Source organism: Streptomyces verrucosisporus, from assembly GCF_017114865.1.
Taxonomy (GTDB): Bacteria; Actinomycetota; Actinomycetes; order Streptomycetales; family Streptomycetaceae; genus Streptomyces; species Streptomyces fenghuangensis.
Genome location: NZ_JADEYH010000004.1, coordinates 208,746 through 221,082, shown reverse-complemented (window position 1 = coordinate 221,082; position 12,337 = coordinate 208,746). Strand labels below are relative to the sequence as shown.

Below are 12,337 nucleotides of genomic sequence, written 5' to 3'. Positions count from 1 at the left end.
CCGGCCCCCATCCACAGACAGGCGGAGCACCGTGTTCCTCGTACCGATCGCCGCCCTGCTCCTCTGGGCGGGATGGACCCTCCTGGCCGCCTCACGACCGCGAAATCCCCGCCTTGCGACGGTGCTCTCCTCGACGGTGCTGTCCGTCAGTGTCGCCGTCGTGGTGGCCTACCTCGTCGGTGACGGAAGCGGAGGCAAGACGATCGTCTGGTTCCTGGGGCCCGCGATCGTCCTGTCAGCACTGCGCCTGACACAGGCCGTACGGAGGGTCGGCGGCGACCGCTCCTGAACATCGGCCAATCACCATCGGTCTGACGGTCGTCGGCACACACCCGGCACCGTCCGGGTCGGTGGTCCCGCACGGGCCCCGGACGAGTCCTGGGATGCCACCCTGCTCGCTTCCGTGGTGATCCCGGCGGTGATTACCGCTCTGAAGCGGCTGCCATGGAGTTCACCGGAACCCTGCACGACCCGGACCGTCCTCCCGGCCCGCCCGCGGACCACGGCTGGGACCACCATGGGTCCGACGCCCCGGGAGGGCCGCGCCCTCACCTCCTGCCGAGGCGGGGGCCGTGCTTATTCACCCGGGGTCACCAGCCCCGACTCGTACGCGAAGACCACCGCCTGGGCGCGGTCGCGCAGGCCGAGCTTGTTCAGGACGCGGCTCACGTGCGTCTTGACCGTCTGCTCGGCCAGCACCAGCGTCTGCGCGATCTCCGCGTTGGACCGGCCGCGGGCCACCAGGGTGAGGACCTCGGTCTCGCGTTCGGTCAGAGCCTTGAGCCGCAGCGCGGGCCTGCCCCGGGCGGCGGGACGCTGCCGGGCGAAGTCCGCGATGAGGCGGCGTGTCACGGAGGGGGCGAGCAGCGCGTCGCCCGAGGCCACGACGCGTACGGCCGCGATGAGGTCGGCCGGCGGCGCGTCCTTGAGCAGGAAGCCGCTCGCGCCCGCCCGCAGCGCCTCGTAGACGTAGTCGTCGACGTCGAACGTGGTGAGCATCAGGACGCGCGGACGGTGTGTCACGCCCGGCGGGGGCGCCAGGATGTGGTGCGCGGCCCGGAGGCCGTCCATCTCGGGCATACGGACGTCCATCAGCACCACGTCGGGACGGGTGCGCCGGCTCAGTTCGACGCCCTGCGCGCCGTCGGGAGCCTCGCCCACCACGTCGATGTCGCTCTGGGCGGCCAGCAGCGCGGCGAAGCCGGCCCGCACCATGGCCTGGTCGTCGACGATGATGACCCGGATCGTCATGCCGCTCCCTCGCTGTCGTTCTCCGTCATCGGCAGCGTCACCGGCAACCGCGCGGTCACCCGGAAGCCGCCGTCCGGCAGCGGCCCGGTGTCCAGTTCGCCGCCCAGCAGCCGCACCCGCTCCCGCATGCCGACCAGGCCGTGCCCGGTGCGGTCCTCCTCGAACGGCGCGGCGGGCGGGGCGGGCGGCGGCCCGTTGACGACGAGGACGGTGAGCCGCGCGCCGCCCCCCGGAACGGACTCCGGCACGGACACCGACACCTGTGCCGGAGCGCCCGGCGCGTGCCGCACGACGTTCGCGAGGGCCTCCTGGACGATGCGGTACGCGGCCAGGCCCACCACCTCCGGCACGTCGGCGTCGCAGGGGGTGAACTCCACCGGTACGCCCGCCCTCACCGTCGCCTCCACCAGCTGCCCGATCCGCGTCAGTCCCGGCTGGGGCGCGAGCTCGCCGCGCGTCTCCTCGCTCCGCAGTACGCCGAGGAGCCGCCGCATCTCCCCGAGCGACTCGCGCGCGGTCGCCGCGATGGACGTGAACTCCTCCCGCACGTCCGGCGGCAGCCCGTCGAGGCGGTACACCGCGGTGTCCGCCTGCACCGTGATGACGGACATGTGGTGCGCCACCACGTCGTGCAGTTCGCGCGCGATGCGGGCGCGTTCCTCCAGCAGTGTCCGCCGCCCGCGCTCGGCCTCGCTGATCGTCTCCTGCTCGGCCAGCGCGCGCTGCGCCTCGTACCGTTCGCGGAGCGCGCCGCAGAGTACGAGCACGGCGCCGCTGAGCACGACGAGCAGTGTGGTGCTGCCGCTGGTGTCGTGGGACGTGGTGAACTCCAGGCCGATGCCCGCGCCCACCGTCGCCAGCCACACCAGCACAAGCGTCCGGCGAGGCTCGCGCAGGCCGAGGGCGATGCAGAGGCCGACGTACCCGACGATCTCCATGGGCGGGAACGGCCACAGGAGCCGCTCCTCGAGGCCGGCGGCGAGCATGGCGAGCGCCCCGGCCACGTCCGCGGCGAAGATCACGTACCAGGCCCGCAGCGGACGGACGACGGCGAGTAGCAGCGGTGCCGTCTGCGCGACGGCCAGCATGCTCGCCACGCCGCCGTTCAGGCCGTAGTCGGTGCCGAGCACATGGATGGTGGTGGGCAGCAGGGCGACGCACAGCACGAACGCCACGCCCCACGGCAGCAGCCGCACCCACCGGCGCGACGCGCCGGCGAGCGGCGCCCGCGGGCGCTGCCCTCCCCCTGAGTTCATGGGCCCCAGCTTAGGCGCGGCGGGACGGGGGCGGGGCGCGCGGCCGTCGGGTGGGCTCGGCGCGGTCACGGTAACGGTCACCGGTTCCGGCGACGGCGGCGGCGGGGTTCGCCGGGCTGTCCGTGCCGGTCGCGCGGCGACTGCCGTGCCCGGGCGCGTGCCGGGCCGTGAGCCGGTGCACGCCGAACGCCTCCGGCGCCGGCGCGGAGCGGCTCCCCCACCTCGTGCAGGTGCCGCAGGGCCTGGCGGTAGGAGTCGATGAGGCCGGTCTCCGCGTAGGGGACGCCGAGATCGCGGCAGTGGGCCTTCACCATGGGCCGGGCGAGCCTCAGGTGGGGTCGGGGCATGCTGGGGAACAGGTGGTGCTCGATCTGGTGGTTGAGGCCCCCGAGGAACCAGTCGGTGAGGACGCCGCCTTCGATGTTGCGGGACGTTAGGACCTGGCGCCGCAGGTGGCCCCACTTCTCGCCGTCGGGGTCGGGCATGTCCATCCCCTTGTGGTTGGGCGCGAAGGCCATGCCCAGGTGCAGCCCGAACAGGGCCTGGTGGAGTGCGGCGAAGACGAGTGCCCGCGCAGGCGGCATGGTCGTCAGGAGCAGAGCGGTGTATCCGGCGGTGTGGGCGGTCAGGAGCGCACCTTCCACCAGGCGCTCGCGGCCGGTGCGGCGGCGCAGGTCCCGGAAGCCGTGGAACTTCAGGGCGAGGCCCTCCAGGAGGGTGAGCGGGAAGAACAGCCGGGCCTGGTGGCGGGTGAGCAGCCCGCGGAAGCCCGTGCGGGTGGCGGCCTGCCCGCCGGTGAGGACCAGGACGTCGGCGGCGACGTCGGGGTCCTTGCCGATGTGGTTGGGGTTGGCGTGGTGGCGGTTGTGCTTGTCGTTCCACCAGCCGTAGCTCATACCGAGCAGGAGGTTGCCGTGGACGAGTCCGATGCGGCGGTCGGTGGCCCGGTCACCGCTGATCTGGGCGTGGCCCGCGTCGTGGCCGATGAACGCGGTCCGGGCGCACAGGACGGCGAGGACGGGGGCGAGAGCGAGTACCCACCACGAATCGCCGGTGAGCGCCATGCCGGTGACGACGGCGGCCAGACCGAGTGCGTTGGCCGCCATGGTGCGCGCGTACCAGCCGGGGCGCCGGTCGAGCAGCTCCTGTTCCCTGATACGGCGCAGCAGGGGCGTGAACTCGCTGCCGGTTTCCGGCGAGGACTGCCACGCGGCGGCCTTCGCGGGGGGCGGCACAGCGGTTTCGTCGTTTGTGGGCATGGTTGCACTCCGGTGTCCGGTGGAGGGTGTGGTGGTGCTCGGTTCCGTCCGGCTCTCCGAGGTGCTCGGCACAGCCGCCGGTGGGTAGGGGGCGGGACGCGCCGGCCCCGGCCCGCGGTGACACGGCGGCGCGGACACGCCGTTCGCGCCGTTCGCGCCGTTCGCGCCGTTCACGCCGCGAGGGCGAAGTAGAAGAAGCCTGCCGCGAGCACGCCCGCCGCCGCGCGCAGGACCGTGCCGGCGCGGTCCCAAGGCGTCTCCAGGGGTCGGGCGAGCCTCGCGATCACCACGAGCAGCCCCGCGAAGAGCGGTATCCAGGCCGGCCGCGCCAGGATCCATCCGGCCGTGTCCGGCGCTGTGGTCAGGCCGGGGACCTCACCGAAGCGCGAGGCGGGGACCGCGGCGGCGAGCATCGCCGTCTGGTGCCAGCACAGGATCGTCATCGCCGACAGGTTGACGGCCACCACCGGGCCCCACAGGGCGGGGCGCCGGAGCAGCCGGGCCAGCCGGTCGCGCAGCGCGATCGCCGCGCCGGACTGGACGGCCGCCAGCGCGAGGACCAGCAGGGACGGCGGATGGGAGTTGGTACGGGACCGGCCGGGCACGCCCACCATCGACGCCGGGTAGTGGAAAGCGAGCAGCAGGGCGGCGAACAGGGCCGCGCCGCCCGCGAGCAGCAGCCACGCCTCGCGCCGGCCCAGCCGCCTGTCCGCCCAGGAGACGCCCAACTGGTAGGCGAACATCCAGCCCGGAAGCAGGTTGAGCAGACTCAGCCAGGGCGGCACGGCGTCCGCGTGGGGCCCGTAGCGGAGGAGGTCCACCACCGCGACGCAGCCGAGCAGCGGGGCGGCGGCCCAGAGGCCCAGACGCCGCGAGGCCCAGGCGCAGTACGGGGTGAGGGCGGTGATCACCGCGTAGACGCCGACGAACCACAGGGGCTGGACGACCAGGGTCGACGCGGTGCGCAGCGTGGCGGTCGGGACACCGAGGCCGTAGTGCAGGATCGGCAGGAGCAGCGCCCACACGGCGGTGACGCCGAGGACCGGGCGGCCCAGTCGCACAAGGCGGCCGGCGGTCCACCGGCGGACCGAGCCCGTGCGGCGGCGGAAGGACAGGTACGAGGAGTAGCCGCCGACCAGGAAGAAGACGCCCAGCATCTGGAGGACCCAGCTTGCCGGGGCCAGCGAGCCGAACGCGGACAGCGGGCTGGCGTTGTGCAGGCCGCCGCCGCTGTCGAGGGTGAAGCCGCCCAGCAGCCAGTGCCCGGTCGGGACGGTCAGGAGCGCCAGCGCGCGCAGGCCGTCGACGGCGCGGTCGCGGTGGGCGGGGGTCCGCTCGTCGATCCTGGCGGTGAGCTTCGCGAGCTTCGCGGGGGCCCTCACCGCAGGTCCCCGCGGGCGATCGCCGCGAACGCGGTCAGAGTGGAGGTGCCGGGGGCGAGGTACCCGTCGTGCGCCGGGACGTCGTCGGCGGGCAGGACGGTCGCGCCGAAGCCGGGCGAGGTGGGGTCCGCGCCGTGGCCCAGGCCCAGGACCTCGACGTTGGGGACGCGATTGATCCAGTCCTTCGGGGACTTCGCCGCCCAGATACGGGCACCGGTGTCGAGCGCGGTGACGTCGTCGGCGCGCATGCCGGGCGAGCCCATGACGACGATGTCGCTCGCATCGGTGCCGGAGGCGGCGAGGCCGCAGACCACCGAGCCGTAGCTGTGGCAGAGGAGGGCGGGGTCGGGCAGGCCCGCCGCGTCCAGGCCGTCGGTGAAACGGGCGAGGCGCTCGGCACCGGTCTCGGCGAGCCGGCCCGTCGCCAGGTCCAGGCCGATACCGGAAGGGGTGGTGTAGCCGGCCCAGGCGATGACGGCCGTGTCGTCGCCCGCCTCCTTCTGGAGGTCGGCGGCCTGCTGTGCCATGGCGCCGAACGCGGCGAGGTCGGTGTCCGAGCCGGGGACGATCACCGCGACGTGGGCGGCGTTCTCCAGGTCGCCCGCGACCTGCGCGATCAGGCCGCGGCCGCGCGGGTCGTACGCCAGGACCTGCTCGCCCGCGCGGGCGTTGGCCTCGTAACGGAGGTTCACGGGAGCGCCGTCGAGGTTGCCCACCACGGTGGGGTGGTCCCTGACGAGTCTGCGCTGCTGAGCGCCGGTCAGACCGGCGAAGAAGGCCGCCACCTCACGCGGGCCGGCCGTGGCGGGGTCCGGTGGCTCCTCGCCGGTGAAGTCGTCCGCCAGCCAGGCGGTGGTGCCGGGGGGCGGGCCGCCCGGCGGGCTCTGGGCGCTCGCCGAGGCCCGGCCCGCCGTGCCGCCGGCCAGCAGTGCGGTCAGCAGGGCGGTGATAAGAGTCCTCCTGAAGCGGCGCATCGTCCCTCTCCTCCGTCTCGTCCGCGGTGACGGCGGGAAGGTAGGAAGGCGGCGGGAGGCGGGGCGTCACTCCGGGGAGCCAAGTCGGCGGTGATACCCGGGTAGGGGGTGGGTGAGAAACCGTTGCCCTTCGACCGCGGTGAACATCGGGTGGGGCGCGGGGACCCGGGCGGGCGACGGAACGCTGGAGGCAGCGGGTCAGGGGGTGCTTGGCGGCGAGGTGCCAGACCGTCCCGGGCGAGGTGGCCGCAGTGGTCTGCCGTGACCCGGCGGTCGGCTTCCGGGTTTCCCTTTCACGGCTTCTCCCCCGGTGATGGAATGAGGGAGTCCGGCCTGAATCACCGTGGGAGAGACATACGCGTGCACGCTCAGGAGACCACCTTCAGCAAGCTCGTCCAGGGCGAGAAGCAGTTTCAGGTCCCGCTCTACCAGCGGACGTACAGCTGGAGTGAGGAGGAACTCAAACGCCTGTGGGACGACGTGACGGAGTTGGTCGAGGACCGGCTCGGGGGGCAGTCACCGGCTGCGCACTTCCTCGGCTCCGTCGTGTTGGCGCCGGGGCGCATCACGGCGGGAGGCATGCAGCGCTGGCTGGTCGTCGACGGCCAGCAGCGGCTCACCACACTCATGCTCGCCTTCGCCGCCCTGCGCGATCGCCACCGCGAGCGCGGAGAATCCTCCCGCATGAAGGCCGAGCGCATCCACAACCTTCTACTGGTCAACGGTTACCAGTCCGGTGACGACCACTACCGCCTGCTGCCGACCCAGGCCGATCGCGAGGCCTTCGCCGCATGCGTTGACAACTCCCCCCGAGCAGGCGGCCCCGGTAACGTGGGCAACGCCTACCGGTTCTTCCTGCGTGCCCTCACCGAGGGCGAGGAGAGCGGAGGGGAACGGTGGACGGACGCGGTCGAAACCGTGCTGAGCGATCTGCTGACGATCGTCGAGATCACGGCCGCGGAGGGCGACAACGTCTACCGCATCTTCGAGTCGATCAACAACACCGGCGTCGGACTCAGCCAGAGCGATCTGCTGCGCAACTACGTCTTCATGTGTCTGCCCACCCGTGGGGAGTCCGTCTACCGCAATCTATGGCTGCCCATGCAGGAGTTGCTCGGGCCGGAGCGTCTGGAACTGCTCGTCTGGCTCGACCTGGTGGTGGCCGGCAACAGCAGGGCCAAGCAGAGCGAGATCTACCGAGACCAGAAGCAGCGCCTGGAACCCCTGAGTGGTGACGAGGCCGCCCTGGAGGCGGAGATCGCATCGCTGGCCCGGCGCGCCGGGCGTCTGATGCGCATCCTGGACCCTGCGCGCGAACCGCATCCGCAACTGCGTGAGGTGCTGGAGAGGCTCTCCCGGTGGGGAGGGCAGACGCACTACCCGCTGGCCCTCCACCTGCTCGACCGGGTGGACACCGGCGATGCCACCCCCGACGACGCCGCCCTCGCCCTGACCTACGCCGAGAGCTACATGGTGCGCCGGCTCTTCGCGGGCCTGTCCACCACCGGCAGCAACCGGGTCTTCATGGAGATGGCCAAGGAACTGGAGAAGGACGGCCCCCGGGCCGAGGCCGTACGCCGTTTCCTGTCCAAGAACACCGGGGTCAGGGCGTGGCCCGGGGACGCGGCCGTGCGCGAGGCGGTCCGGGCCCGCCCCTTCTACCGGGCAGGCCGCAGCAACCAGCGGTTCCAGGTACTGCGCAGGCTGGAGGAGAGTTACGGCGGCAGTGAGCCCGTCGACTACGCCAGGGCGCGGCTCACCGTTGAGCACGTCCTGCCGCAGCGGCCGGCCCAGCAGTGGTACGACCTGCTGGCCGAGGAGGCCGAGGACGGCCAGAGCCCGGACGAACTGCACGCCCTGCTGGTCCACACCCTGGGCAACCTGACCCTGTCCGCCGACAACGCGCGGCTGTCGAACCATCCGTTCCGCCGCAAGCAGGAGATCCTGGACGCCAGCGCCCTGCGCATGAACCAGAAGATCGCCGCCCAGGAGCGCTGGGGCCGTGCGGAGATCCTTGCCCGTGCCGACGAACTCGCAGAGCGGGCTGTGCGGTTGTGGCCGGGGCCCGTCGAGGACACCCTGCCCGCCGACGACGAGTGGACCGGATGGAAGGAACTGCGCGCCGCGCTGCTCGCCATGCCGTCCGGTACCTGGACGACATACGGCGATGTGGCGGCGCTGATCGGCACCCATGCGGTCCCCGTCGGGCAGTACCTGGCCTCCAAGCCGGGAGTCCACGGCGCGTACCGCGTCCTGACGGCCGACGGCCGGGTCTCGTCGAAGATCCCCTCGGTCGGCGGCCGGCATTCGGAGGCTCCGAGGACGCTCCTGGAGGCGGAGGGCGTCACCTTCGACGAAGCGGAGCGTGCCCGCCGCTCCCACCGGCTGACCACCGCCGACCTGGCGGCTCTCCTCGGCAAGGACATCGCCGAGGACGCCGCCCCGGTCCCCGACACCGATGCGGAGCAGCAGGCCGCGGCCGGCCGCTTCGAGGCGCTGCTGCGTGACAACCAGACCAGGCAGACCGTGGCCGGTGTGCTGGAAGCACTGCGGTTCTGGGAGCGGCAGGGCGGCCACCGCGCCTACGGGAGGGCGAGCGAGACCAGTTGCTCGCCGGTGATCAGGCTGGGCGGGCGGCTCGACTCCCGCGTCCTTTGGCCCATCGCGATCTACCCGGTCACCGGTACGGTCGAGGTCGTCTTCCAGCACCTCAAGCGACGTCCTCCCTTCGACGACGAACCGCTGCGCCGCGAACTGATGACCATGCTCAACGAGATCGAGGGCATCGACCTCGCCGAGGCCAAGCTCGACCTGCGGCCCTCCTTCCCGGTCGAGGTCTTCGCGGAGCACGGGGAGGAGATCTGCGCCGTGCTGGAGTGGTTCGCGCACACGGTCGCCCTCTCGGAGGCCCGTCGCATGCTGGACGACGACCCCGGCACGTACTGAGAACCGGGGCCGGACGGATCTCGTTTGCTCCCCGCGCTCCTCGCACGAGGCACGAGGTCCGTCCGGCCGGACGGCCGCGCTACGAGGAGTCCCTGCCCATGACGGGCGCCAAGAACGGGCTCGGCGTGCCGTGCCAGGACACCCGGAGCGCCTCCCGTGCCCGTGTGCACGCCACGAAGAGCAGGCTCAGCTCGCTGTTCATGTCCTCCTGGTGCTGCTGTGCGTCGACCTCCGCCAAAGTGACCGCCGACTTCATCGGCACGGTGCCGTCGTTCACGCCGGCCACGGCCACGCACCGGAACTCCAGCCCCTTCATCCGGTGCATGGTCGCGACCCGCACTCCGGGGCCGCCGCGTCCGCGGCCCAGTACGCACGCCGCGATCCCGGCTCCCTCCAGAGCTCGCGCGATGTCCCGCCCGAACTGCAGGAACCGCACCGCGATTCCGATGTGCTCCGCCTCCACCCCCGAAGCGATCCACTTCTCCACCCGGGCCACCAGCGCGGCCATCTCCTCGGACCTGGTCGCGTGCGCGGCGGCCTCCGGCCGTTCGCCGTGCATGGTGGAGCGGTAGCCGGCCAGGGACTCCTTCGCACCGTCCATGTCGTCCGGTTCCTCGCCGGTCAGCAGTGAGGCGGACCACAGGAGGATCTCCTGTGTGGTGCGGTAGTTGATCCGCAGTCTGTGCGAGCGTCCCATCACCGGGATGCCGAGCGAGCGCAGTGAGACACGGTTGCCGTATATGCGCTGATGGGTGTCGCCGGCGATGAACAGGTCGTCGGGGCCGGGGACCGAGAGGGAGCGGAGGAACCGCCACTGCGCGGGATGCAGGTCCTGTGCCTCGTCGACCACCACGTGCCGGAACGGCCGCTCGCCGAGTTCCTCCGTGACACGCGCCGCCTCGGCGCACACCTGCAGGAAGGTCCACTCGCCGGCCTGCCGCAACTGCTCCTCGAAGGCGGCGATCGCCCGCCACACCTGGAGCCGCTTCAGCGGCCCGAGCGGGCTGCCCCGTCCGGTCCTCGGCGCCTTCAGGTACTCCTCCGGTGTGGTGAGCGCCTGAGCGAGGACGACCTGCTGCCACTCCTGGTCCAGGAACACGTCCGTGAAGTCGAGATCCAGGCGGCGGGCGATCCGCGCCCAGCGTGCGGTGATCTCCTTCTGGTCGAAGACCAGCTTCAGTGGTGCGCCGCCGCGCCGCGCCCGTACCATCTCGTTCGCCAGGGCGTCGACGTTCACCACCCGGATCCTCGTGCGGACGGCGGCGTCCGTCACCAGCAGCTCCAGGCTCCGCTCCAGTTCGGCGGCCAGGTCCTTGGTGTAGGTGGTCAGCAGCACGCAGCCGTCGGGCGTGTCTGCGGGCAGCTGCCGCGCCAGGTGGTACGCCCGGTGCAGGGCGACCACCGTCTTACCCGTACCGGGGCCGCCCATGACGCGTGCCGGGCCGGCGTAGCCCTCGTGGTACGCGACCCGGTACTGGCTCGGATGCAGGAAGACCCGCCATGCGTCGAACGGCCGCTCCAGGATCTCCTGCAGCTCGTCGGTGCCGGAGACCAGCGCGACCCGGCCGCGTGAACGGGCCATGGCGGTCGCGAGTTCGTCACCGCCGGGGGAGTCGGCCCGCTCCGGCGCGGTCCGGGCGTACGCCTGGACGATCTCCCGGTCGATCTCGGCCGGTTCCATTCCGGTGGCGAGTCCGAGGAGCACGTCGTACTGCTGCTCCGGGAGCACCTTGTGCAGCGCCTCCAGATGAGTCTCGTCCGGCACCAGCCGGATGATGGGCAGGATCTCCTCGTCCACACCGAGGCTGCGAAGCACCTTGTCCGGGAACTTCGGGACGGGGAACAGACGGGAGGGTTCCTCGGCCGCCCGGGCGCGCAGCCCGGCCGTGACCCGCTCCAGAGCGACGTCGTTGCGGATCTCGACGCCCTGGGTGGCCTCGTTGACGGAGGCCCGGTGCTTCGTGGCCCACTCGTTGGCCTTGTCGTGGGGAAGGACTCTCAGCAGCAGGTAGCTGTCGCCGGTTTCCGCCTTGAGGACGACGCCCCGCCAGAAGCCGGTGATGCGGATGGTCCGGATCCGCGGGTCCCGCTGGTGTGTCAGCTTTTCGAGGTGGAGTCCCGTGTGCGTGGCCTCGGCGAACTTCTCGAACACCTCGTACACGCGTCTCTGGACGGCTTTCTCCAGCCCGGCGAACTCCAGCAGGAAATCCCGGTGCATGCCCAGTGTCGCCATTCCGTCCCTTCGGAGGCCCTTCTCGGATCACCTCACTCTACTGAGAGTCACCTGTGGGGGAGGGGGGACCGCGTGAACCGTCCGTCGCGCCTCCGGGGGGCCGGGACGCCATCGCATGCGCCCATGTGACCGGAGCCGTACGGGCGCATGCGGTGGCGGCCCGCGAAGGTCACCGGCGCTGGACGGGGAAGGATGCCGCGTTGGGGCGCCGCGGGTTGAAGACCCAGACGCCCTGGGAGTGTGTGGCGCCCATCACGCGTCCGGAGTCGCGCAGCCAGGGGTTCGCCCTCTGGAACGGGGCGAAGTTGTCATGGCCACTCTGATCGTGACCGTCGAGGCGTTCGGCCACGGGTCGCCGGCGTGGGGTCATCGGTCTCGGCCGATGACCTCGACCGGCCGTTTCGCTGCCCGGTCAGACGCTGGACGGAAGCGGTTCGAGATGCCGCGCCACGACCGCCCGCATCCCGTCGACGCTCGCCCCGTCGCGCAGTCCGCGCTTCGGCAGCAGGGCCATTCCGCCCACCGTGTCGTCGATGACCAGTACGAAGAGGTTCGCCGTCTCGATGTAGTGGCGGAACGACGCCCACGGGATCGTGGTCTCCACGAGTGCCGTGGCGGCGTGTACGCCGGTGTCGTCCGCCCGCATGGTGTACTCGCCCTGGGAACGCGCGTACCTGGTCATCCGCCGCACCCGGTGCAGCTGGTTCGCCCACCCGCCCACGAGACTCCCCAGGACCGGGCACAGGGCTACGGCCACCAGCACGGTCACACCCTTGGGCGCCGAGAGCGTCAGGAGGGCCACAAGAACGGCCGCCGTGATCAGCCCGGCGGCCAATGGCAGACGCCACCAGTGCGCGGAGGAGCCGGACCGTGCGCGCAGAGCCTCGGCCATGTCGGCCCGAGTCGGCAGATAGGTCAGCTCGATGTCGGCCGACACCGGGGCCGCCTCCCGCTCCTCGTTCTCCATGGAGCGGGATCGTAGTGGCACCCGGCGGACCGCCTTGACCAGGGCTCCCGGGCTCCGTGCCCCACCCTG

At 72.1% G+C, this 12,337-nt stretch carries 10 protein-coding genes; 2 read left to right on the top strand and 8 right to left on the bottom strand.

Features of this window, described 5'->3' with window-relative positions; all coding sequences use genetic code 11:
- The first annotated feature begins 31 nt into the window (after positions 1-31).
- Positions 32-289: a hypothetical protein gene (locus IQ279_RS08235; protein ID WP_206347678.1), complete on the top strand. Its 258-nt coding sequence runs from the start codon at positions 32-34 to the stop codon at positions 287-289.
- A gap of 287 nt (positions 290-576) precedes the next feature.
- Here IQ279_RS08235 and IQ279_RS08230 read toward each other — a convergent pair whose 3' ends face one another.
- The 5 genes from IQ279_RS08230 to IQ279_RS08210 all read right to left on the bottom strand — a co-directional run bounded on the left by IQ279_RS08230 (position 577) and on the right by IQ279_RS08210 (position 6,122).
- On the bottom strand, positions 577-1,251 hold the full coding sequence (locus IQ279_RS08230) for a response regulator (protein WP_206347677.1): 675 nt from the start codon (positions 1,249-1,251) through the stop codon (positions 577-579).
- Positions 1,248-2,507 (bottom strand): sensor histidine kinase, encoded by a 1,260-nt coding sequence (locus IQ279_RS08225; protein ID WP_206347676.1) that lies wholly within the window; start codon positions 2,505-2,507, stop codon positions 1,248-1,250. Before IQ279_RS08225 ends, IQ279_RS08230 begins: the two co-directional genes overlap by 4 nt.
- Before the next feature lie 77 nt (positions 2,508-2,584).
- Entirely contained in the window at positions 2,585-3,766 is a 1,182-nt protein-coding gene (locus IQ279_RS08220; protein WP_206347675.1) for a fatty acid desaturase family protein, read from the bottom strand.
- Between the two features lie 170 nt (positions 3,767-3,936).
- On the bottom strand, positions 3,937-5,148 hold the full coding sequence (locus IQ279_RS08215) for an acyltransferase family protein (protein ID WP_206347674.1): 1,212 nt from the start codon (positions 5,146-5,148) through the stop codon (positions 3,937-3,939).
- On the bottom strand, positions 5,145-6,122 hold the full coding sequence (locus IQ279_RS08210) for an alpha/beta hydrolase (RefSeq protein WP_206347673.1): 978 nt from the start codon (positions 6,120-6,122) through the stop codon (positions 5,145-5,147). Before IQ279_RS08210 ends, IQ279_RS08215 begins: the two co-directional genes overlap by 4 nt.
- Positions 6,123-6,482: 360 nt before the next feature.
- Between IQ279_RS08210 and IQ279_RS08205 the strand changes: the two genes are divergently transcribed.
- Positions 6,483-9,068: a GmrSD restriction endonuclease domain-containing protein gene (locus tag IQ279_RS08205; RefSeq protein ID WP_206347672.1), complete on the top strand. Its 2,586-nt coding sequence runs from the start codon at positions 6,483-6,485 to the stop codon at positions 9,066-9,068.
- A 79-nt stretch (positions 9,069-9,147) separates the two neighbouring features.
- On the opposite strand, the gene IQ279_RS08200 is transcribed toward IQ279_RS08205, so the two are convergent.
- The 3 genes from IQ279_RS08200 to IQ279_RS08190 form a co-directional block, all read right to left on the bottom strand.
- On the bottom strand, positions 9,148-11,301 hold the full coding sequence (locus IQ279_RS08200; RefSeq protein ID WP_206347671.1) for a UvrD-helicase domain-containing protein: 2,154 nt from the start codon (positions 11,299-11,301) through the stop codon (positions 9,148-9,150).
- 169 nt (positions 11,302-11,470) lie between these two features.
- Positions 11,471-11,650: a hypothetical protein gene (locus tag IQ279_RS08195; RefSeq protein WP_206347731.1), complete on the bottom strand. Its 180-nt coding sequence runs from the start codon at positions 11,648-11,650 to the stop codon at positions 11,471-11,473.
- 63 nt (positions 11,651-11,713) lie between these two features.
- Complete coding sequence (locus IQ279_RS08190) at positions 11,714-12,268, bottom strand: YcxB family protein (RefSeq protein WP_206347670.1); 555 nt, start codon at positions 12,266-12,268, stop codon at positions 11,714-11,716.
- Between the last annotated feature and the right edge of the window lie 69 nt (positions 12,269-12,337).